Genomic DNA, 22036 nt, shown 5'->3' on the forward strand with positions numbered 1-22036 from the left:
ACGGGCGGGCGCGTCGATCATGAGGCGCGATGATCCTATCGGACGGGCAAGATCGCATGATCTGGGAAGCGCAGCGGCAGGCGGAGGAACGATGGGATGCCGAGCGGGAGGCCATGCTGTTCCTGGAGGCGCACCGGCTGGCGCATACGCCCGACAGCCATGCGGTGGCGCTTCACGCCCTGCGCCATCCCGGCAGCGTGCTGGGCCGCGAGGTCGCGCGGCGGACCGATGGCGGCGTCCGCCTCACGCCCGACGATGTCGATTCGCTCCGCCCGCTGCTGCGCGTGCACGAGGAGGCGGGGCACAGCCATGAGGCCTGGCAGCGCGACCTGGGCGTCCAGGCCGAACGGCTCGAGTCGCTGACCACCGACGCGCGGCAGATCGCCCGCGACTTCACCAGCGACATGGCCGCGCTGTCCGGCGTGGACCGGGATGCGGAGGCGAGGAGCGCGGGCGACGTGGCCGGTCTGCTCGAACAGCTGATCGCGCGTATCGCGAAGACCGAGCGCGAGCTGGCCGAGCTGTCGGGCCATATCGCGGCGCTGCGCGACCGGATCGACACGGTGCCGCGCAACGAGGATGTCGACCCGCTGACCGGCGTGATGACCCCGACCGGCGCGCGCCAGATGATCGCGGAGCTGCCCGACCTTGCGCATGGCTATGTCCTGGCGAGCTGCGGGCTGGACGATCTGGACGCGATCGAGGCGCGATATGGCCGGTCGGTGGCGGACAATGTCGTGCGCGCCTTCGTCGCGACGCTGCGCCAGAGCTGTGTCGGTGCCGACATCATCCGCTGGCAGGACAATCTGTTCGTCCTGCTGTTGCGCGGCCGCCCGCTGTCGCATCTGGCGATGATGATGGAGGAGGCGCGCGGGGCGATGCTGGCGCGCACGCTGCGGCTGCGCGGATCGGGCGAGCCGATCGGGGTCGTTACCCTGTCGGCGGGCGTCGCCATGGGGCAGGGCGCGGAGCTGCCGGAGGTGCTCGACCGGGCCGAGGCCTTTCGCGCCGTGGCCAGCGCGGGGCAGGGCAATCGCGTCGTGTCGCGCGCCTAGCCAATTCGCGCGGGCCTGTTATAGCGCGCGCCCATGCAGCGTCTTGATGGCGTGAGCCCCGTTCCGGCCCATCTGGCCGGCGGGATCGTCGCGCTGGGCAATTTCGACGGATTTCATCTCGGCCACCAGGCGGTGATCGGGGCCGCGGTTGCGCGCGCGCGCGCCGAGGGGCGTCCGGCGCTGGTCGCGACCTTCGATCCGCATCCGATTCGCCTGTTCAAGCCCGACGCCGCGCCGTTCCGCCTGACCACGCTCGACCAGCGCGAGCGGTTGTTCGCCGAGGCCGGGGTGGATGCGATGGTCGTGTTCGGCTTCGACACCGCGCTGGCGTCCCTCAGCGCGCAGGAATTCGTCGAGCAGCGGCTGCTGGGCGCGCTGCGGGTCGGCGGCGTCGTGACCGGCGAGGACTTCACCTTCGGCCGGGGGCGCAGCGGCACGGTCGCGACCCTGCGCGAATGGGGGCGGCGGCAGGGCTTCTCGGCCGAGACGGTCGCGCCGGTGACGCTGGACGGCGAACCGGTCTCGTCGAGCCGGATCCGCGCCGCGCTGATCGCCGGAAACCCGCGCGAGGCGGCCCGGCTGCTGACCCGGCCGTTCGCGATAGAGGGGATGGTCCAGCATGGCGACAAGCTGGGCCGCACCATCGGCTATCCCACCGCCAATCTCGACATGGGGCATTATCTGCGCCCGGCTTACGGCATCTATGCGGTGCGCGGGACGCTGGACGACGGGCGGGTGCTGGACGGTGCGGCCAATCTGGGCATCCGGCCCAGCTTCGACCCGCCCAAGGAATTGCTGGAGCCGCATTTCTTCGACTTTGCGGGCGATCTGTACGGGCGGACCCTGTCGGTCGCCCTGATCGACTATCTGCGGCCCGAGGCCAAGTTCGACACGCTCGACGCGCTGATCGCGCAGATGGACGGCGATTGCGCCCGCGCGCGCGACATTCTCGCCCGTGCATAATCCGGCATGACGTGTTAACCTAAAGTCGTTAAGGGCGTGTCCCCTATGACCGACGCGCCCGATTATCGCGACACCGTCTTCCTGCCGAAGACCGATTTCCCCATGAAGGCGGGGCTTGCCGCCAAGGAACCGGCGATTCTGGATCGCTGGGCCAAGATGGGGCTGTACGACCGCCTCCGCCGCGAGCGGGCCGGGCGCGAGCGGTTCATCCTGCATGACGGCCCGCCTTACGCGAATGGCGACATCCATATGGGCCATGCGCTCAACAAGGTGCTGAAGGACATCATCGTCCGTTCGCAGACTCTGTTGGGCAAGGACGCTCCTTACGTCCCCGGCTGGGACTGTCACGGCCTGCCGATCGAGTGGAAGGTCGAGGAGGCGTATCGCGCCAAGAAGCTGAACAAGGACGAGGTGCCCGTCGCGCAGTTCCGCGCCGAGTGCCGCGCCTATGCCGACACCTGGGTCGGCACGCAGAAGGCGCAGTTCGAGCGGCTGGGCATCATGGGCGACTGGGCCAACCCCTATCTGACCATGACCTATGACGCCGAGGCGGTGATCGCGGGCGAGCTGTTGAAGTTCGCCGAATCGGGCCAGCTCTATCGTGGCGCCAAGCCGGTGATGTGGTCGCCGGTCGAAAAGACTGCGCTGGCCGAGGCCGAGGTCGAATATGAAGACATCGTCTCGACCCAGATCGATGTCGGGTTCGAGGTGGCGAGCTGCCCCGAATATCCCGATCTTGTCGGCGCGCTGGCGGTCATCTGGACGACGACCCCGTGGACGATCCCGGTCAACCAGGCGCTGAGCTATGGCGAGGCGATCGACTATCTGCATTTCGAATGCGATGGCCGCCGCTATCTGGTTGCCGAGCCGCTGCTGCCCGCCTTCACCAAGCGCACCGGCATCACGATGAAGGGCTTTATCGGTCTGGTGAAGGGTCCGGTGCTGGAAGGCGCGACCGCCAAGCACCCGATGCACGCGCTGGGCGGCTTCTTCGCCAAGCCCCGCCCGTTCCTGGCGGGCGCGTTCGTCACCACCGACGCGGGTACGGGCCTGGTCCACATGGCCCCCGATCACGGCGAGGACGACTTCCTGCTGTGCAAGGCGCATGGGATCGACCCGGTCTTCGCGGTGCAGGGCGACGGCACCTACCGCGCCGACTGGGCCTGGCTGGGCGGCCAGGGCAGCGTCATCAACAAGAAGTTCGTGTCCGCCGAGGGGCCGATTTGTTCGGACCTGCGCGAAGTCGGCGCGCTGCTGTCGGCGTCGGACGATTTCCAGCACAGCTATCCGCATAGCTGGCGCTCGAAGGCCAAGGTCATCTTCCGCGCGACGCCGCAATGGTTCATCCCGATGGACCGCGCCGAAGCACCGGTCGATCCGACGCTCGCCATGGCGAATGTCGATCCGATCTCGGGCGTTACGCCGCTCCTCACCGTGCCGCTGGGCAATGGCGCGACGCTGCGCCAGACCGCGCTCGATGCGATCGAGCGCACCCGCTGGGTGCCCGAACGCAGCCGCAACCGCATCCGCTCGATGGTCGAGGGGCGCCCCGACTGGGTCATCAGCCGCCAGCGCGCCTGGGGCGTGCCGATCGCGCTGTACGTGAACCGCCAGACCGGCGAATATCTGGCCGACAAGGCGGTCAATGCCCGCATCATCGCGGCTTTCCGCGAAGGCGGGGCGGATGCGTGGTTCACCGCCGATCATCAGGCGCTGCTGGGCGCCGATTACGCCCTCGCCGATTTCGAGCCGGTCAACGACATTCTCGATGTGTGGTTCGACTCGGGCTCGACCCACGCCTTCGTGATCGAGGCGCGGTACGGCGAGGGCACGCGCGCGAACCTGTATCTCGAAGGGTCGGACCAGCATCGCGGCTGGTTCCAGTCGTCGCTGCTGGAGTCGTGCGGCACGCGCGGACGCGCGCCCTATGACGCGGTGCTGACCCATGGCTTCGCGCTCGACGGGCAGGGGCGCAAGATGTCCAAGTCGCTGGGCAATGTCGTCGATCCGCTGAAGATCATCGGCGAGTCGGGCGCCGACATCCTGCGCATCTGGACCGCCTCGACCGACTATTTCGAGGATGTGCGCATCGGCAAGGAGGTGCTCGCCACCGCCTCGGACAGCTATCGCAAGCTGCGCAACACCTTCCGCTATCTGCTCGGCGCGCTCGACGGGTTCACGGAAGAAGAGCGCATCTCGTTCGACGCGATGCCCGAGCTGGAGCGTTACGTCCTGGCCCGCCTGACCACGCTCGACGCCGAGCTGCGCCGGGCGGCGGACGCCTATGAGTTCAACCGCTATCTGCGCGCGCTGACCGATTTTGCGAATGAGGACCTGTCGGCCTTCTTCTTCGATATCCGCAAGGACTCGCTCTATTGCGACGCCGCGACCGATTCGAAGCGTCGCAGCTATCGCACCGTGCTCGACATCCTGTTCCATGCGCTGGTCCGCTATGCCGCGCCGATCCTGTGCTTCACCGCCGAGGAAGTGTGGCAGGCGCGCTATCCGTCGGAAGACGGTTCGGTCCATCTGCTCGAATGGCCGGTGCTGCCGCAGCTGGGCGAGGACGAGGCGCTGATGGCGCGCTGGGCCGAGATTCGCGGGCTGCGCGCGCAGGTGACCGAGGCGATCGAGCCGCTGCGCCGCGAAAAGACCGTGCGCTCGTCCAACGAGGCCGAGGTGACGGTGCCCTCGCTGCCGCTCGAGCCGCATGCGCTGGCCGAGGCGTTCATCGTCGCCGATGTGGCGCTGGCCGATGCGGTGACGGTGACGCGCACCGCGAAGCACAAATGCGGTCGCTGCTGGCGGCATCTGCCCGATGTGGCGGTGGACGGCGAGCTGTGCGGGCGCTGTGCCGAGGTGGTCGCGCATGGCTAAGTTCCCCCGGCTGGGGCTGGTGACGGCGGTCGCGCTGTTCCTGCTCGATCAGGTCATCAAATGGGCGATCACCGGGCCGATGGGCCTGCGATCGCTCGGCGACGTGCGTGAGATCGCGCCGATCTTCAACCTGCGCTTCGTCCCCAATTTCGGCATTTCGCTGGGGTTGCTGACCGCCGACAGCAACGCCTCGCGCTGGGCGCTGGTCGCGATGACCGGGGCGATCGCGCTGGCGGTCGGTTATTGGATGACGCGCGAGCGCAACCCGGTCGACCAGATCGCGCTCGGCTGCGTGCTGGGCGGGGCGCTGGGCAATATCCTGGACCGGGTGCGGTTCGGCTATGTCGTCGATTTCGCCGATCTGCACTTCGGCGAGTGGCGTCCCTTTTTGGTCTTCAATGTCGCCGATGCAGCGATTACGATAGGCGTTCTGGTTCTGCTGGCGCGCGCGCTTCTCGTGCGCGATCGGCCTGCTCCCGTGGAGAAGAGCAATGCGTAAGTTGGTGCCCGTCATCGCAGGTCTGTCCTGCGCCGCGTTGCTGACGGGATGTGGGGCCGGGCGCGGCCTCGACCGGGCGCGTCCCGACGAGTTCGCTGTCGCGCGTCAGCCCTCGCTGATCATCCCGCCCGATTTCGCGCTGGTCCCGCCCCAGCCGGGTGCCGCGCCCGTCCAGGCGCGTAGCAACCAGCAGCAGACGCTTGACGCGCTGTTCGGCGGCCAGGCGGCACGCAGCCAGTCCGAATATGGCCTGGTGCAGAATGCCGGCGGCGACAGCGCCGATGCGGGCATCCGCTCCTCGGTCGGCGATCCGGGCACGAACGTCGTCGACAAGGGTGCGACCACCCGCGACATCGTGGCGGCGCCCGAGGGTGACGGCCAGGACGCGCGCGCCGCGACCAAATAAGGGGTTTCCCCAAAGGGATCGGGGCCGGGACGCTTGGGCGTTTTCCGGCCCTTTTTCATGGCGAAAGCGCGTCAGGCCGGCGGCGCGCCCTCCGACCCCGACAGGCCGGGATCGGTCTGCGGCCCCATGTCGAATCGTACCCGGTCGACACAACCGACATAGCCCTGCCTCTGCGCGGGCAGGCGCGCGCTGCGCAGGACGGTGATCGCCTGTCGCCCGAAATCGGCGGTCGGCTCGCTGGCGATCACGGTCAAATTGCCGAGTTCGCCCCAGGGCGCGACATCGTAGCGGATGACCGCCCAGCCTTCGATCCGGCGCCGTCGATAGGGTTCGGGAAAGCGCAGCTGCGGCGGGGTGGCCCAGCCATGCTCGTCGGGACAATTGCCATCGGCCACTCTGGTCGCGCGGATCGCCTCGGGCATGTCGGGGGCGGGCAACGTCCCGGCCTCGCGCCAATAGGGGGCGAGACACCCCGTCCTCGCGCCCCTGGTAAAGCGCGACGCCCGCATGGCGGTCAGCCCGGCCGCGTTCAACGCGGCGTTGCCCGTGCCGGTCAGGATGGCGGCATGGACCGGCTTGCCCGCCGCATTCAGGTCATAGCGGATCATGCTCCAGTCGCGCACTCCCGGCGTCGCGGGGATTTTGACGAAGTCGGGGATGTGGCGGATCAGGGCGCGGGGGAGCGGCGTGTCGAGACAGGGGCCGCCGCTCGCCCGGATCGACTTCCACCCCTCTTCGGGAAGGCGGCCGGAAAGGGGATGGATCGTATAGGACATCAGCTCGGGTGCCGCTGCTTGGTCCAGCGGCACGGCCTGCATGGTGAAGGTCACGCCGCACCCCTCATGCGGCTTGCCCGCCGGAAAGCGGCTGGCGGCCATGGCGGGCAGGATGTCGTCGCCGAACGGCAGATAGTCGGGACCGTCGCGGCTGATCGAGACGGGCCTGCCGCGCTCGTCGATGGCGAAGCGCAGCGTCGTGCTGCGCGGTGCCGCCTCGACCGTCCAGCCCAGCATGTTCCAGGGCCGCCGGATCGCCTGTCCCGATACCATGGTGCCGCGACAGCGGACCTCGCCCGGCATCCATTGGATCAGCATCTGGCGAGGGCCGCCGGGACTGGCGGGGGGCGCCGGCTGGGACGGGAGCGCGGCGGCGGCGGGAAGCCCCAGCAGGGCGGCGGCAAGGCAGATCGAGCGGGCGGCGCGGGGCATGGGCAGGCTCTCCATGGACGCGATCCGTCGACCGGGCGGCCGCGACCGGGGGCAGCTTAGGCGGTGCCCGGCGGGGAAGCGAGGGGCCATCGGCATCCCCGCCATGCGGAAAGGGCGGCCCCGTCGCCGGCGCCGCCCTTCACCCCCCGATTATCCGCCGATCAGAAGGCGGCCGTCACCGAGAACACCACCGTCGCCCCCGCGATGGTGTCGCCGCCCGGAACCTGCCCCTTGGAGAAATTGGGCTGGAGATAGGCCGATTTGGCGCGGGTGATGTCGGTATCGATATAGGACACGTTGAAGGTGAAGTTCTTGTACGCCGCGACATCGGCGCCCAGCGACCAGTCCCAATATTGGCCCGTCGGCGACAGGCTGGTGCCGTTCGGGCCCAGGCCCGGATTGCCCTTGGAATAGCCGATATGCGCCTTGGCGGTGATCGGGGTGTTGGGAATGCCGACCGCGCCGTCGCCGGTCAGGTACAGATTGTCCCAACGCTGGCCCCGGCTGTACGAGGTGTTGGAGAAGTTGCCGAGCGAGGTCTGCTTGGGCGCATAATAGACGCCGGCGGTCAGCGTGGCGGGACCGGCGGTCCCCGACAGGCGGCCGAAGAATTCGACCACGTCCGATTCGGATGCGCCGCCCGGATAGGTGTACCAGGTCACGCCCGCATCGACGGTCGCGCTGCCATAGCTGTGCTTGTACCCGGCAATGCCGTCCAGCTCCATATTGGCGCCGCCGAACGTGCCCCAGCCCGCCAGGTTGGAGGCGAAGGTGCCGATATAGAATCCGCTTTCGTGGCTGACCGTCAGCGCGGCCTGGACCGCGGCGTTCTTGTTGGTCTGCGAGATGCCGCGCAGGCGGTAGTCGGTCAGGATCGCCGCGCTGCCGCTGACCGTGATCGGCGAGGGCGGTGCGGTTTCGGTGCCGCTGTCCTGCGCGAAGGCGGGCGTCGCGGCGACCAGCGAGAGGCCGCCGAGGAGGATCGTGGAGAAGCGCATCGTTTCCCTTTCAAACGGAAATTCGATGTTCTCACCTGCAACCCCGCATGGGTGCGGCCTCTATCGTGTCGGGTCAAACCCGGCGGACCGTCTGCCGTAGCGAGTTAGCAAGAATTGGCAGGACGTGGTGCGCCGCACAAGTATAATCTAACGCAGGTTGGCTTTCATGTGACGCGATGTTGCGCAAACAGCACAGGTCATGCCCCCAGATTTTCGTGACGCGCCCCGCCCGGCAGCGAACGGATGTGAATGTCCCGCTGGGGATAGGGCAGGCCGATGCCATGCTCCTTGAACAGGAACCACAGCCGGTTGAGCACGTCGGAGCGGACATTGCCGACCCCGCTTTCGGGATCGCTGATCCAGGCCAGTATCTCGTGCTGGAGCGCATGGTCGCCGAAACTCATCAGCCAGACGGTCGGCTTGGGGCTTTTCAGCACGCGCGGCGATTCGCGCGCGGCGCGCAGCATCAGCTCCTGCGCGAGTTTCAGGTCGTTGTCATAGGCGATCGAGACGGGAATGCGGACGCGGACGTTGCGGTCGGAATAGGACCAGTTCTCCACCTCCTGGGTCATCAGATTCTCGTTGGGGATCAGATGCTCCTTGCCGTCGCGGGTGATGATCGACACCGCGCGCACCCCGATCTTGTTGACCCAGCCGATCTCGTTCTGGAGCGCGATGACGTCGCCCGGCTTGATCGACCGGTCCATCAACAGGATGATGCCCGCGATCAGATTGCCGATCGTCTTCTGCAACCCGAAGCCGATCGCCAGGCCGAAGCCGCCCGAGAACAGCGCCAGGCTGGTCAGGTCGATCTCCAGCAGGTCGATGGCGAAGAAGAAGGCGATGACGACGATGCCGATGCTGGCGAGCTTCTGCGCCAGCAGCTTCTGGGTCGGGTCCAGCCCGCGCGCATGGCCGATCCACTGCTCGGTGATCCGCGTCACCGCGCGGGTCAGCGCCAGAATGGCGACGACCGTGACCAGCATCGTGACCAGCAGCATCACCGAGAATCGCCGCGATCCCACGGTAAAGCCGATCTGCTCGGCCAGCCGGGTGACCGGCTCCAGCCCGCCGATCTCGCGGCTGAACAGCGCGACGAAACAGACGGTGGCGAAGACCCAGGCCAGCCAGCGCGGCAGGTTCAGCCCGCGCAGCAGCTGGAACCCCGCCCGCGCCACCGAACTGCCCAGCGCCAGCCCGATGGGCACGCCCGCCAGCGACTCCCACGGCCAGATCGCTCCCAGCGTCATCAGCAGGAGGGCGGCGGCCAGATGGCGGGTGATCGCACAGATGCGCGCTTGCAGCGCTTCGCCTTGGGTCGCGGCGAAACGCTGGACCAGCGCCGCGACATGCGGGCCGAGCTTGCGCCCCGCGACCACGCCGCCCGCCAGCATGGCGAGCGTCAGGACCGAGGCGACCCCGGCCTCGATGGCCTCGACGCGGGTCGGCAGTTCGATGCCGCTCGCCTGAAGCCATTCGACCAGCGTCACCCGCGCGCTGCCCGGAAGCGGGCAAGCCCCCGGTCGAGATCGGCGATCAGGTCGTCCGTGTCCTCCAGCCCGATCTGGAGCCGGATCAACGGCCCGGCGAAATCGCGTTTGGTAACGCTGCGATAGCGGTGCGGGTCGGCGGGGATGGCCAGGCTTTCATAGCCGCCCCAGCTGAACCCCAGCCCGAAATGCGCCAGCCCGTCGAGCATCGCGGTGCGCGCCGCATCGTTGCCGCCGTCGAGGACGAAGGCGAACAGCCCGCTCGACCCCAGGAAATCGCGCGCGAATATCGCATGGCCGGGGCAGGAGGGGAGCGCGGGGTGGAGCACCTGCGCGACGCCCGGCTGTTCGGCGAGCCATTTCGCGATGGTCAGCGCGCTTTGCTGATGCTGCGCCAGCCGCACCGCCATGGTCCGTAAGCCCCGGCTGCCCAGATAGGCGTCGTCGGGACTGGCGACCTGGCCCAGCTGGAAGCTGGTGTCGCGAAGCGCCGCCCAATGCGACGGCGCGGCCGTCACCGAGCCCAGCATCGCGTCCGAATGGCCGACGACATATTTGGTGCAGGCCAGCACCGTCAGGTCGATGCCCTTCTCGATCGCCGGGAAGAACAGCGGCGTCGCCCAGGTATTGTCGAGGATCGTGGTGATCCCGCGTTCCTTGGCGACGGCGACGATGGCGGGAATGTCCTGCACCTCGAAGCTGAGCGAGCCGGGGCTTTCGAGGAAGATCGCGCGGGTGGCCGGACCGATCAGCTCGGCAATGCCCGCTCCCACCAGCGGGTCGTAGAAGCGCGTGGTGATCCCCATCCGCGCCAGCAATCCGGTGGCGAGCCCGCGCGTCGGATCATAGGCGCTGTCGACCAGCAGCAGCTCGTCGCCCGGCGACAGGACCGACAGCAACGCCGCCGCGATCGCCGCCACGCCCGAGGGGTAGAGGAAGGTCGCCTCTGCGCCGGGCTCCAGGCTGGTCAGCGCATCGGCCAGCGACCATTGGGTGGGCAGGCCCTTGCGACCATAGAACAGCTTCTCGTGCAAATTGCCCGCACCGGTGGCGCGCATATGCGCGACATTGTCGTAGAGGACCGTGGAGCCGCGCCAGACGGGGACGTTGACCACCCCCTTCGTCCATTCCGCGCGGCGGCCCGCCTGGACGAGACGGGTGGCGGGCTTGATGGGCAGGTCTTCGTCGGTCATCGGCGTCACGCGTCTTTCGCTTTGGGGGTGCTGGGGTCAGAGCCCCATTCGGTCCAGCTGCCGTCATAGACCGGCATCATCCCGCCGATCCGCTCGGCCCCGAAGGCCAGCACGCAGGCGGTGACGCCGGAGCCGCAGGTGGCGACCATCGGCCTGGTCGGATCGACCCCGGCGGCGGCGAATTCGGCCGCGATGGCCTCCGGCGATTTCCACCGGCCATCCGCCTCGAACAGGCGCGAATAGGGCAGGTTCAGCGCCGTCGGAATATGGCCCGGCTCGACGCCGGAGCGGGGTTCGGGCTCGGACCCGGCGAAGCGGCCGGGCGAGCGGGCATCGACCAGTTGCGCATCCCCGGCATCGACATGGGCATGGACTTCGCGGAGCGTGCGCAGCCGGGCCAGATCGGCATGGGCGACGAACAGGCCGGGCGTATCGACTGCGCCCGCCGGGCCCGTCATGACCGGATGCCCCGCGGCAGTCCAAGCCTCCAGCCCGCCATCGAGCAGGGCGACCGACTTCGCGCCGAACAGCGTCAGCATCCACCAGGCCCGCGCCGCGCTGTGCAGCGGGGAACGGTCGTAGAGGACGATCCGGTCGGCATGGCCGACGCCTGCCTCGCTCATCGCATGGGCGAAATACTCGGCCATGGGCAGGGTCATCGGCAGGTCGCTGTCGGGATCGGCCAGCCCCCCCAGCGCCAGGAAGCGCGCGCGGGGAATATGCCCGTCCTCGAACCCGCGCCGTGCCTTCGCGTCGCCGGGATCGTCGAGGAAATAGGTGACGTCGAGGATGCGCACATTCGCTTCGCCCGCCATTGCGGCGAGGTCTTCCGGGGTGATGAGTGGCGACATCCTGGGCTCCTCGGTCGGTGGGTCCGTACCTAGGCGCGTTGGGGGCGGGGTCGCAAGCGGGAGCGCGCAAGCTCACCGGCAGGCGGGAGGGTGGCGTGGCCTTCGACTTCGCTCAGGCCGAACGGAGCGGGGGAATACGTCTTTTACAACATCCGTTCAGCCTGAGCGAAGTCGAAGGCAAAGGGAATCACCCCAACCCCTCAAGAAACCCCGCCGCCTGCGCCCGGATCGCCTTGCGGTCTTCCTCCGCCATCCGGTTCCAGTTGCGATAGGGCATCGCCATGCGCGGATTCTCGCCGAAACGCTCCTCGTGCCGCGCCAGGAAATCCCAATAGAGCGCGTTGAACGGGCAGGCGTCCTCGCCCACCCGCTGCTTCACGTCATAGCGGCACGCCCCGCAATAATCCGACATGCGGTCGATATAGGCCCCCGACGAGACATAGGGCTTGGAGGCGATGATGCCGCCATCGGCGAACTGGCTCATGCCCACGACATTGGGCAGCTCGACCCATTCATAGGCATCGATATAGATTTCCAGATACCAGCGATGCACCTCCGCCGGGTCCGCGCCGATCAGGATGGCGAAGTTTCCCGTCACCATCAGCCGCTGGATGTGATGGGCATGCGCGGTGTCGAGCGTCTGGCCCAGCGCCTCGGCCATGCAGTGCATGTCGGTCCGGCCCGTCCAGTAGAAGCCGGGCAGCGGCCGGGTCGCGCGCAGGGCGTTGCGGTTCACATAGTCCGGCCCGACATGCCAGTAGAGCCCGCGCACATATTCGCGCCAGCCGATGATCTGGCGGATATAGCCCTCGACCGAATTGAGGCTGACACGACCGTCCTCATATTCCCCTTCCGCCATCCGGCAGAGTTCGAGCGGGTCGAGCAGCCCCGAATTGATATAGGGCGACAGGACCGAGTGCCAGAGCTGGTGCTGCCCGGTCAGCATCGCATCCTGATAGTCGCCGAATTTGGGCAGGCCGTTCGCCATGAACGCCTCGGCCTGTTTCTGCGCGTCCTCCGCGGTGGTCGCATAGGCGAAGCCGTCGAGCGAGCCGGGATGGTTGTCGAACCGCGCGGCGACCAGCGTCAGCACCTCGCGCGTGATCGCATCGGGGGCGAAGGTGAGCGGTTCGGGCGGCCTGTCCTTCTTGGGGGCGGGCTTGCGGTTGTCGGCGTCGTAATTCCACTTGCCGCCCTCGGGCTTGTCGCCCTTCATCAACAGGCCGGTCTTGCGCCGCATCAGCCGGTAGAAATACTCCATGCGCAGTTCCTGGCGGTCCTCCGCCCAGGCCTCGAACTCGGCCTGGCTGGCGATGAAGCGGGTGTCGGGACGGATGTCGACGGGGATGCCGAACATCGTCTCCCACGCCTCCAGCATCGCGGCGACGCGCCATTCGCCCGCCTGGGTGACGACGATCCGCGCGGGATCGTGGCGTCCGACCGCGCGCGCGACCTCGCCGGTGAAGCTGCCCGCATTGTCGGCGTCGTCCAGCCGGACGTAATCGACTGTCCAGCCTGCCTGGCGCAACGCCTCGGCATGATGGCGCATCGCGGACAGGATATAGGCGATCTTGGCCTTGTGATGGCGGACATAGGCCGTCTCGTCCGCCACCTCCATCATCAGCAGGACTGCGCTTCTGGGATCGGCACCCTCCAGCGACGACAGGTTCATCGACAATTGATCGCCCAATATCGGGATCAGCGTTGGCGATTCGGGCATGGTTGTCCTACATGGCCTTTCATGAAGCATCTCGGCCAGACCAGCGCGCTGCCCGCTTCCCCGGAAGAGGCGGTGCTCGATTATGTTCCCAACCCCCGACCGGGGCGCACCTATCTGATCCGGTTCGCGGCACCCGAGTTCACCTCGCTCTGCCCGGTGACCGGCCAGCCCGACTTCGCGCATCTGGTGATCGACTATGTGCCCGGCGAGATGATCGTCGAGTCCAAGTCGTTGAAATTGTTCCTGGGCAGCTTCCGCAACCATGCCGGTTTCCATGAGGATTGCACCGTCGGCATCGGCGAGCGCCTGTTCGAGGAGATGAAGCCGGTCTGGCTGCGCATCGGCGGATATTGGTATCCGCGCGGCGGCATTCCGATCGACGTGTTCTGGCAGTCCTCGGCCCCGCCCGCCGATCTGTGGCTGCCCGACCAGGGCGTCGCGGGCTATCGCGGCCGGGGCTGACGGCCCCCGGCCGGGCCGGTCAGCGGGGGTTCAGCGGGCCATGCTAGACGGGGCGCCTCACAGAATGGAGGTTCCGTCGTGAAGACCAGGTTGATGATCGCCGCTTCCCTTCCCCTCTGTCTTGCCGCCGCCGTCCTGCCGACCGCGGCGCAGGCCATGCCCAACCCGGCATCGGTCTTCTGCCAGAAGATGGGCGGCCGCTCGGTCAACGCCACGCTGCCGGACCGGTCGCAGCTCGGCCTGTGCTATCTGCCCGGCAAGAAGATCGTCGAGGAATGGACGCTGTACCGGATGCTCGACGGCAAGAAGCCCTCGCCCCGGCACAACCCCTTTCGATAGGACATTCCGCTCCGCAACAGGGTCCTGAGGGACCCTTTTCGTCGGCAGACCGGGCCTTTGCAGCGCCCGGTCGCCTGACACGGTTGCGGTGCAGCAAATATGTAATACGGTCTGCAACCTTCCTGCCAAATGCGGGTTAACCTTGAAACGATGTGTCCGGTGGGAAACTCGCCCCGACATGTCGTGCTTCAAGGACTGGCAATATGGCGGATGCGAACGGAACCGTGATCGAACGACTGGCGCTGATCGGAAACTTCCTGCCCCGGCAATGCGGGCTCGCGACATTCACCACCGACGTCTATTCGGCCCTTCGCGATCGCTTTCCCAATCTGGCGGTCGACGTCTATGCGATGGACGATCATCCCGGCCGCTACGCCTATCCCCCGGCCGTGACCGCCGCCATCCCGCAGAATGAGCGTTCCGCCTATATCGACATGGCCCGCCGGATCGAGGCGAGCGGCGCGCAGGCTATCTGGGTCCAGCACGAATATGGCATCTATGGCGGCGCGGCGGGCGAGCATCTGCTCGCACTGCTCGACCGTACCACGCTGCCCGTCATCGCGACGCTGCACACGGTTCTCGAAAAGCCCTCGGCCGACGAACGCCGGGTGATGGAGGGGCTGCTCCGCCGTTGCGCCAAGATCATCGTCATGGCGGACAAAGGCTTCGACATCCTCAAGCGCGTCTATGGCGCCGATCCGCGCCAGATCGCGATGATCCCGCACGGCGTGCCCGACCGCGAGCTGATCTCGCCCGACTCGCTCAAGGCGAAGTTCGGCTGGCAAGGCCGCAAGGTCGTCTTCACCTTCGGTCTGCTGGCGCCCAACAAGGGGATCGAGACGATCATCGAGGCGCTGCCCGCCGTCGCCGCGCATCATCCCGAACTGCTCTATGTCGTGCTGGGCGCGACCCATCCCAATCTGATCGCGCATGAGGGCGAAGCCTATCGCGACCGGCTGAAGGCGCTGGCCGAGGCGCGCGGCGTGGCGGACAATGTCGCCTTCGTCGATGCGTTTGTCGACCATGACGACCTGATCGAATATCTCCAGGCCGCCGATATCTACGCCACCCCCTATACCAACCCCGCCCAGATCACGAGCGGGACGCTGTCCTATGCGGTCGGCGTCGGCAAGGCGGTGATCTCCACCCCCTATGTCCATGCCGCCGAGATATTGGACGACGATCACGGCGTGCTCGTCCCGTTCGGCGACGTCGAGGGGTTCGCGCGCGAGATCGACCGGCTGCTGGGCGACGACACGGCGCGCGAGCGGCTGTCGCAGCGTGCCTATGCGCGGGGTCGCACGATGATCTGGCCGCGTCTGGCCGAGGCGGCGATCAAGCAGATCGGCACCGCGATCACCACCCGCCCGCGCCGCATCGCCATCGGTCATACGCCGACGATCAAGCCGCTGGCCCCCGATCTGGCCGCCGTCGAGCGGATGAGCGATTCGACCGGCATGTTGCAGCATGCCATCTATTCGGTGCCCGATCGTCGCCATGGCTATTGCATCGACGACAAATGCCCGCGCGCTGATCTTCATGACCCAGGCGCCCGGCATCGATCCCGTCACGCGCGACAAATGGACCACCATCTACGCCTCGTTCCTGCAATATGCCTGGAATCCCGAGGCGCGGCGCTATCGCAACTTCATGCGGTTCGACCGCAGCTGGTGCGAGGATGTGGGGTCGGAGGACTCCAACGGCCGTACCCTGTGGGCGCTGGGCGTCGCCGCGCGCGACGCGCAACTCGCCAAGCATCGCGACTGGGCGCAGATGTGGTTCGACGCGACCGCCTCGCTGGCGCTCGACCTCGGTTCGCTGCGGGCCCAGGCCTTTGCGATGCTGGGCGCCGCCGCCATGCTGGAAGCGCGGCCGGGGCATCAGCTGGCCCGCACCATCCTGGAAAAGCTGCCCCCGCTGCATCTGGCGCTGCTGGAAGAAGCGCGGCGGCCGGAATGGCAGTGGTTCGAGATCGTGCTCGCCTATGACAATGCCCGCGTGCCGCAGGCGTTGATCGAGGCAGGGCGTGCGCTGGGGCGTCAGGACCTGATCGACTGCGGCATTTCCACGCTGGACTGGATCGTCGCCAAGCAGACCTCGCCGGAAGGCCGCTTCCGCGCGGTCGGCAGCGAGAGCTTCGGTCGCCCCTATGCCGAGCCGTTGCAGTTCGACCAGCAGCCGCTCGAGGCGCAGGCGACGGTCGAGGCCTGTCAGTCCGCCTATGCCGCGACCCGCGACCCGCGCTGGATCGCCGAGGGCGAGCGCGCCTATGGCTGGTTCCTGGGCCTGAACGACCTCGACCTGCCGCTGGCGACGGCGCAGGACGGCGGCTGTTTCGACGGGCTGATGCCGACCGGTCTCAACCGCAACCAGGGCGCGGAGTCGATCCTGGCCCTGCAACTCGCCAATTGCGCGATCGCCAGCCTTTGCCATTCCGCATCATCCATGGCAGGAGCCGATCGTCACATCGCCTGATGCGTCCAGCAAGGGGGATGGGATGAGCGTTTTGGGTAAAGTGGCGAGACGGTAGCGCGATGGATCTTTTCAACCACCGGCTGCGGCTTCATGCCGATCCTTCCCGCGTCGTGGTGCGGCCGTTTCACATCGCCTGGGGCGGTGGCAATGGCGCGCCGCCCAGCCGGACCGAACGGCTGGTGGGCGAGGTGCTGGCGATGACGCCGCAGGAAGCGCGCGACCAGCTGGAAACCGTGCTGAAGGATTTCGAGGCGCGGCACTGGCAGACGCGGCGCGTCTTCATGACCCGCTACGACCAGATCGAGGATCTGCTGAAGCTGGACGGCGCAACGATCAGCGACGAGAAGCGGCAGCTGATCGGCGCCTATTTCTGCCACGAATACAGCTACGCGGCGGCGGCGCTGATGAACCCGTCGGCGGTGCCGCATTTCGACCAGACCGGCATCCAGCCGGGGTCGCAGCGTATCCTGATGTCGATGCGCGCGGTGGGCGAGGGGCATATCTCGTCGGTCGCCTTTCGCGAAGGCATCATCAACGACCAGAACCAGCTTCGCCTCGCGCCCGAGCCGCCTTTCGCGACCGCGACCGACGTGCATGGCTGGGGCGACGACGATGTGCCGGGCGGCCCCGTCACGGTGCATCGCCACCGCGACTCGACGCTGTCGGGCACGGTCATCTTCCCGATCACCCAGGCCCAGTCCAAGGGGCTGGAGGACATGCGCATCGTCCAGTTCACGCATGACGACGGCGCGGTCGAGTGGATCGGCACCTATACCGCCTATGACGGCTCGGGCATCCAGTCCGAACTGATGCGCACCCGCGACTTCCGCGCGTTCGACCTCGTGCCGATGACCGGATCGGCGGCGCGCAACAAGGGCATGGCGCTGTTCCCGCGCAAGGTCGCCGGGCAATATATGATGATCGGGCGGCAGGACGGCGAGAACCTGTTCCTGCTCAAGTCCGACTCGCTGACCCATTGGGACGAGGGTGAGAAGATCCTGACCCCCGTCTATCCATGGGAGCTGGTGCAGATCGGCAATTGCGGCCCGCCCATCGAGACGGACGAGGGCTGGCTGCTGCTGACCCACGGCGTCGGCGCGATGCGCAAATATTCGATCGGCGCCGCGCTGCTCGACAAGGACGACCCCTCCAAGGTGCTGGGCCGGACGAAGCAGCCGATCCTGGCCGCCAAGGACCAGGACCGCGAAGGTTATGTGCCCAACGTCGTCTATTCGTGCGGCGCGATCCGGCACGGCGACTCGCTGTTCCTGCCTTACGGCATCGCGGACAGCTCGATCGGCTTCGCCTTCGTGAAGATCAGCGAGTTGCTGGCGGCAATGTAACGACCTGGCGGCGCGTATAGCGATACAGCGCCGCCAACAGCCCCAGGAACAGCAGCGTCCCCCCGACCAGCGCGGGGGTGGCGAAGCCGTCGCCGACCAGCGCCAGCGGCGCGTCTGAATTGGTCAGATAGACGATTCCGGCAAAGCCCACGCCCCACAGGCTCTCGCCCACGATCAGCCCGGTCGCCGCCAGCACGCCCAGCCGCTCCGCCGTCTCCGGATTGGCGCTGCGCCGCGCCCAGCGGTCATAGCCATGGCCGATGACCGCGCCCAGCACGACGGGCAGCGTCGCGGTCATCGGCAGATAGATGCCCAGCCCCACGCCCAGAGGCGGCAGGCGCAGCCAGCCGAGCTTGCCCAGCCCTTCGTCGGCGATGATGACGCCGACGCCGATCAGCGCCCCGACGCCGATCATCGTCCAGTTGAGATCGCCGCCCAGCACCCCCTTGGCCAGGGCCGAGATCAAAGCGGCCTGCGGTGCGGACAGCGCATTGGGGCCCGCGCCCGGCGTGCCCGCGAACCCCAGCGTGGCGTTGAGCAGGTCGAGCACCGGCGGGATCACCAGGCTGCCGAAGACGACGCCGATGACCAGCGCCACCTGCTGCTTCCACGGCGTCGCACCGACCAGTTCGCCGGTCTTCAGGTCCTGGAGATTGTCGTTGGAGATGGTCGCCACGCCGAACACGACGCCGGTGACGATCAGCGCATAGGCGACCAGCGCCTGGGTCGTTTCGGGCGGGGTGCCGCGCCCGAACAGTCCGACCAGCAACAACGCGGCGGCCAGGACGGACAGGATGCCGATCCCCGACACGGGGCTGTTCGACGCGCCGATCAGCCCCGCCATATAGCCGCACACGGCCGCGATCACGAGGCCGATCAGCAGGATGAAGAGCAGCGCGCCGCCGATCAACGCGATGCCCGACGCCGCCAGCGGCCCGCCCGCGATCACCGACCAGAGCAGCCCGGCGATCGGCACCAGCGTCGCCAGCGCCACCGCCGCGACGATCCCGATCGGCAGGTCGCGCTCGCCCACCGCCAGCACCGCCCCGTCGCGCCTGGCCGAGGCGGCGGCCAGCGACGAGCGGATGCCGCCGATGACCGGCCCGATGATCTTGAGGAGCGTCCAGATCGCCGCCACCCCGATCACGCCCGCGCCCAGGAAGCGCACGTCGCGGGAAAAGATGCTGCCCGCCCATTCGGCGACGGGCCCGGTCGAGGGGGCCATGGCGGTCAGGATCGGCAGCGCCCCCCACCAGCCGATTGCGATCCCCGCCAGCATCGCCATGCCGACTGACAGCCCCACCAGATGCCCGACCCCGATCAGCGCGAAGGACAGCCCGCCCGCGATCCCGGTCGCGCCCGCACCGGTGCGGAAGAAGACCGCCGCCTCGGCCACCGCCAGCTTGGTCTGGGTCAGGATCGCGAACGCGGCCGAGGCAAGCGCGTTGACGACGATCAGCCGCAGCCCGACCGCGCTCTCTGCCTCGCCCTCGCGGCTGCCCGCGCCGACCTTCAGCACTTCGGCGGCGGCGCGGCCCTCGGGATAGGGCAGGTCGGTGTCGACCACGAGCGCACGGCGCAGCGGCACCGAGAACATCACCCCCAATATGCCGCCCGTCGCGGTGATCCCGGCGGTCAGCAGATAGGGGAAACCCTGCCACCAGCCGATCATGACCAGGCCAGGCAGCACGAAGATGATCGCCGCCAGCGTTCCGGCCGCCGAGGCGACGGTCTGGACGATATTGTTCTCCAGCACCGAACTGTTCGGCAGATAGCGCAGGATCGCCATCGAGATGACCGCCGCCGGTATCGAGGTCGCGAAGGTCAGCCCGACCTTGAGCCCCAGATAGACATTGGCGGCGGTGAACAGCAGGGTGATGATCCCGCCCAGCGCGATCCCGCGAAGGGTCAGCTCGGCGACGGGGGCGACGGTGGCAGAGGTACGGCTCATGCGCGCAGATGTGGCAGATGGCGGGGCGCGCGACTAGGGTTTCGTGGTGCGGGGGGGGGGCGGGGCGGGGCGTGCGCTTCGACTTCGCTCAGCGCGAACGGGCGGAGGATGGATCACCAATTCCCCATCCCCCAACCTCCGTTCAGCCTGAGCGAAGTCGAAGGCCAAGGGAAACCCGACATCTCAAACCCCCACCCCTGCCGAGGCCGGGGGCCAGGCATCACCAAGGCCGATCGACATTTACCGATGCCCGTCCTTCCCTCGCCCCTCACAGAGGGGAGAGGGTTGCGTAGACTTGGCCTTTGCGAGAGCAAAGGCTTAGTCGGAGCTGGGTGAGGGGTGGGCGCTCGCCAAGCGAGCGCGCGAGCCTTTGGGCTCGCTCAACCCCTCACCCAAGCTGCGCTAGCCAGCAGGCTGGCAAGCTCCGCTAACCCTCTCCCCTGGCCAGGGGAGAGGGGAAGTCATCCTGAATGTCGATACAGCCTAAGTCTGTGGCAGGCGGTGTTCCTTGGCCTTCGACTTCGCTCAGGCTGAACGGAGGTCCGGGACGGTCAACCCCGAAACAGGTTCCCCAACACCCCGCGCACCACCGCGCCCATGATCCCCCCGCTGTTCGACCGCCGCCGCGATCCGCTGCCGAACACCTGCTTGCCAATCTCGTTGGCGACCTGTCGCCCGATCGAGGAGCTGGCTGAGCGTGCCGCGCTGGTCGCGATTTTGGCCCAGGGGGAGTTGGCGGCCTCGCGCTGTTCGGCGATGCGCGCGCGTTCGGCCTCCTTCGCGGCCTTCGCTTCGGCCTTGGCCGCCTGCGCCGCCTGCTTGTCGGCTTCGGTCGCGGCCCGTGCTTCCGCAGCGGCGGCGGCGGCTTCCTGCGTCTTGGCGGCGAGCAGTTCCTCGGCCGATTCGCGGTCGATCGCCTGGTCATATTTCGCGCCGACCGCGTCGGTTTCGACCAATATCCTGCGCTCTTCGGGCGTGGCGGGCCCGACCCGGCTGCGCGGCGGGGCGATCATCGTGCGCTCGACCGGCGAGGGCGAGCCGTCGGGCTGGAGCAGCGACACCAGCGCCTCGCCGACCTTCAGCTCGGTGATCGCGCTGGCCACATCGACGCCGGGATTGGCGCGGAACGTCTCGGCGGCCGAGCGCACCGCCGCCTGGTCGCGCGGTGTGAAGGCGCGCAGCGCGTGCTGGACACGGTTGCCCAGCTGCCCGGCGATCTTGTCGGGCACGTCGATCGGGTTCTGGGTGATTGAAATAGACGCCGACGCCCTTCGACCGGATCAGCCGGACGACCCGCTCGATCGTGTCGACCAAGGCGGGCGCGGCCCCGTCGAACAGCAGATGCGCCTCGTCGAAGAAGAAGACGAGCCTGGGCTTGTCGGGGTCGCCGATCTCGGGAAGCTGCTCGAACAATTCGGACAGCAGCCATAGGAGGAAGGTGGCATAGAGCTTGGGACTGGCCATCAGCTGGTCGGCGGCCAGGATGTTGACGACGCCGCGCCCCGCCTCGTCGGTGCGGATCAGGTCGGCCAGTTCGAGCGCGGGCTCGCCGAAGAAATGCTCGCCCCCCTGCGTGCGCAGCTGGAGCAAGGCGCGCTGGATCGCACCGACCGACTGTTTGGAGACATTGCCATAGGTCGTGGTCAGTTCGTCGGCCCGCGCGGCGCATTCGGCCAGCATCGCCTGGAGATCGTCGAGGTCGAGGAGCAGCAGCCCCTCCTTGTCCGCGACATGGAAGGCGATGGTCAGCACGCCCTCCTGCGTCTCGTTCAGCCCCATCATCCGTGCGAGCAGCAGCGGCCCCATCTCCGACACGGTGGCGCGGACCGGATGCCCCTGGGTTCCGAACAGGTCCCAGAACTGCACGGGCGCGGCTTCATAGGACCAGTCGGTCATCCCCAGCTCGGCGGCGCGCGCGGCGAAGGCGGCATGGGTCTTGCCCAGCGCCGATCCCGCCAGCCCCAGCCCCGACAGGTCGCCCTTCACATCGGCGACGAAGCTGGGCACCCCGGCGCGCGAGAAGCCCTCGACCATGGTCTGCAACGTCACCGTCTTGCCGGTACCGGTCGCGCCCGCGATCAGGCCGTGCCGGTTGGCGCGCTTGAGGTCGATCGCCTGCGGCTTGCCGCCGCCCATGCCGATGAAGATGCCGTCCATGGCCGCATATTATCGCGGCGTTCGGTGACGGGAATAGCAAAAGGGCCGC

Annotated in this window: 15 protein-coding genes and 2 pseudogenes; 9 read left to right on the plus strand and 8 right to left on the minus strand. The window is 67.9% G+C overall.

The genetic code is table 11. From position 1 onward, the window contains the following. The first annotated feature begins 56 nt into the window (after positions 1-56). The 5 genes from QE385_RS13290 to QE385_RS13310 are packed head-to-tail and all read left to right on the plus strand — an operon-like array spanning position 57 to position 5800. Positions 57-1055, plus strand: a complete 999-nt coding sequence (locus tag QE385_RS13290; protein WP_307102586.1) for a diguanylate cyclase domain-containing protein — start codon at positions 57-59, stop codon at positions 1053-1055. A 33-nt stretch (positions 1056-1088) separates the two neighbouring features. Continuing rightward, on the plus strand, positions 1089-2018 hold the full coding sequence (locus QE385_RS13295; protein WP_307102588.1) for a bifunctional riboflavin kinase/FAD synthetase: 930 nt from the start codon (positions 1089-1091) through the stop codon (positions 2016-2018). A 45-nt stretch (positions 2019-2063) separates the two neighbouring features. Next, the gene (gene ileS / locus QE385_RS13300; protein ID WP_307102590.1) at positions 2064-4895 is read left to right on the plus strand and encodes an isoleucine--tRNA ligase; all 2832 of its coding nucleotides are present in this window, start codon (positions 2064-2066) and stop codon (positions 4893-4895) included. Continuing rightward, positions 4888-5394, plus strand: coding sequence for a signal peptidase II (gene lspA, locus QE385_RS13305; protein WP_307102592.1), 507 nt, complete (start codon positions 4888-4890; stop codon positions 5392-5394). The genes ileS and lspA overlap by 8 nt, the downstream gene beginning before the upstream one ends. Beyond that, positions 5387-5800: a DUF3035 domain-containing protein gene (locus QE385_RS13310; protein ID WP_307102594.1), complete on the plus strand. Its 414-nt coding sequence runs from the start codon at positions 5387-5389 to the stop codon at positions 5798-5800. The genes lspA and QE385_RS13310 overlap by 8 nt, the downstream gene beginning before the upstream one ends. A 71-nt stretch (positions 5801-5871) precedes the next feature. Here the strand turns inward: QE385_RS13310 and QE385_RS13315 are convergent, their stop codons facing one another. The 6 genes from QE385_RS13315 to QE385_RS13340 all read right to left on the minus strand — a co-directional run bounded on the left by QE385_RS13315 (position 5872) and on the right by QE385_RS13340 (position 13260). Next, positions 5872-7023, minus strand: a complete 1152-nt coding sequence (locus QE385_RS13315) for an energy transducer TonB (protein WP_307102596.1) — start codon at positions 7021-7023, stop codon at positions 5872-5874. A 146-nt stretch (positions 7024-7169) separates the two neighbouring features. Further along, positions 7170-8006 (minus strand): TorF family putative porin, encoded by an 837-nt coding sequence (locus QE385_RS13320; protein WP_307102598.1) that lies wholly within the window; start codon positions 8004-8006, stop codon positions 7170-7172. A 197-nt stretch (positions 8007-8203) separates the two neighbouring features. Further along, positions 8204-9496, minus strand: a complete 1293-nt coding sequence (locus QE385_RS13325; protein WP_307102600.1) for a mechanosensitive ion channel family protein — start codon at positions 9494-9496, stop codon at positions 8204-8206. Further along, on the minus strand, positions 9493-10689 hold the full coding sequence (gene metC, locus QE385_RS13330; RefSeq protein ID WP_307102602.1) for a cystathionine beta-lyase: 1197 nt from the start codon (positions 10687-10689) through the stop codon (positions 9493-9495). Before metC ends, QE385_RS13325 begins: the two co-directional genes overlap by 4 nt. 5 nt (positions 10690-10694) lie before the next feature. Next, on the minus strand, positions 10695-11540 hold the full coding sequence (locus tag QE385_RS13335) for a sulfurtransferase (RefSeq protein ID WP_307102604.1): 846 nt from the start codon (positions 11538-11540) through the stop codon (positions 10695-10697). A 187-nt stretch (positions 11541-11727) separates the two neighbouring features. Continuing rightward, positions 11728-13260 (minus strand): cryptochrome/photolyase family protein, encoded by a 1533-nt coding sequence (locus QE385_RS13340; protein WP_307102607.1) that lies wholly within the window; start codon positions 13258-13260, stop codon positions 11728-11730. A 21-nt stretch (positions 13261-13281) separates the two neighbouring features. Here QE385_RS13340 and queF point away from each other — a divergent pair, with 21 nt between their 5' ends. The 4 genes and pseudogenes from queF (at position 13282) to QE385_RS13360 (ending at position 17879) form a co-directional block, all read left to right on the plus strand. After that, positions 13282-13722 (plus strand): preQ(1) synthase, encoded by a 441-nt coding sequence (queF, locus tag QE385_RS13345; protein ID WP_307102609.1) that lies wholly within the window; start codon positions 13282-13284, stop codon positions 13720-13722. 78 nt (positions 13723-13800) lie between these two features. Further along, on the plus strand, positions 13801-14061 hold the full coding sequence (locus tag QE385_RS13350; RefSeq protein WP_307102611.1) for a DUF333 domain-containing protein: 261 nt from the start codon (positions 13801-13803) through the stop codon (positions 14059-14061). A gap of 203 nt (positions 14062-14264) precedes the next feature. After that, positions 14265-16536, plus strand: a pseudogene (locus tag QE385_RS13355) (glycosyltransferase). Positions 16537-16595: 59 nt separating this feature from the next. Continuing rightward, positions 16596-17879 (plus strand): glycoside hydrolase family 130 protein, encoded by a 1284-nt coding sequence (locus tag QE385_RS13360; RefSeq protein ID WP_307102613.1) that lies wholly within the window; start codon positions 16596-16598, stop codon positions 17877-17879. Here the strand turns inward: QE385_RS13360 and QE385_RS13365 are convergent. Next, complete coding sequence (locus QE385_RS13365; RefSeq protein WP_307102615.1) at positions 17854-19830, minus strand: OPT family oligopeptide transporter; 1977 nt, start codon at positions 19828-19830, stop codon at positions 17854-17856. The two genes, QE385_RS13360 and QE385_RS13365, sit on opposite strands and share 26 nt — an antisense overlap. 551 nt (positions 19831-20381) lie before the next feature. Then, a pseudogene (locus QE385_RS13370) lies at positions 20382-21987 on the minus strand (helicase HerA-like domain-containing protein). Positions 21988-22036 lie beyond the last annotated feature (49 nt).

The organism is Sphingomonas sp. SORGH_AS_0950, assembly GCF_030818415.1.
GTDB lineage: Bacteria > Pseudomonadota > Alphaproteobacteria > Sphingomonadales > Sphingomonadaceae > Sphingomonas.

Bases quoted from the DNA above. Each gene is read 5' to 3' on its own strand.
- QE385_RS13290 (WP_307102586.1), top strand. From the start codon at position 57: ATGATCTGGGAAGCGCAGCGGCAGGCGGAGGAACGATGGGATGCCGAG.
- QE385_RS13295 (WP_307102588.1), top strand. From the start codon at position 1,089: ATGCAGCGTCTTGATGGCGTGAGCCCCGTTCCGGCCCATCTGGCCGGC.
- ileS (WP_307102590.1), top strand. From the start codon at position 2,064: ATGACCGACGCGCCCGATTATCGCGACACCGTCTTCCTGCCGAAGACC.
- lspA (WP_307102592.1), top strand. From the start codon at position 4,888: ATGGCTAAGTTCCCCCGGCTGGGGCTGGTGACGGCGGTCGCGCTGTTC.
- QE385_RS13310 (WP_307102594.1), top strand. From the start codon at position 5,387: ATGCGTAAGTTGGTGCCCGTCATCGCAGGTCTGTCCTGCGCCGCGTTG.
- QE385_RS13315 (WP_307102596.1), bottom strand. From the start codon at position 7,023: ATGGAGAGCCTGCCCATGCCCCGCGCCGCCCGCTCGATCTGCCTTGCC.
- QE385_RS13320 (WP_307102598.1), bottom strand. From the start codon at position 8,006: ATGCGCTTCTCCACGATCCTCCTCGGCGGCCTCTCGCTGGTCGCCGCG.
- metC (WP_307102602.1), bottom strand. From the start codon at position 10,689: ATGACCGACGAAGACCTGCCCATCAAGCCCGCCACCCGTCTCGTCCAG.
- QE385_RS13335 (WP_307102604.1), bottom strand. From the start codon at position 11,540: ATGTCGCCACTCATCACCCCGGAAGACCTCGCCGCAATGGCGGGCGAA.
- QE385_RS13340 (WP_307102607.1), bottom strand. From the start codon at position 13,260: ATGCCCGAATCGCCAACGCTGATCCCGATATTGGGCGATCAATTGTCG.
- queF (WP_307102609.1), top strand. From the start codon at position 13,282: ATGAAGCATCTCGGCCAGACCAGCGCGCTGCCCGCTTCCCCGGAAGAG.
- QE385_RS13360 (WP_307102613.1), top strand. From the start codon at position 16,596: ATGGATCTTTTCAACCACCGGCTGCGGCTTCATGCCGATCCTTCCCGC.
- QE385_RS13365 (WP_307102615.1), bottom strand. From the start codon at position 19,830: ATGAGCCGTACCTCTGCCACCGTCGCCCCCGTCGCCGAGCTGACCCTT.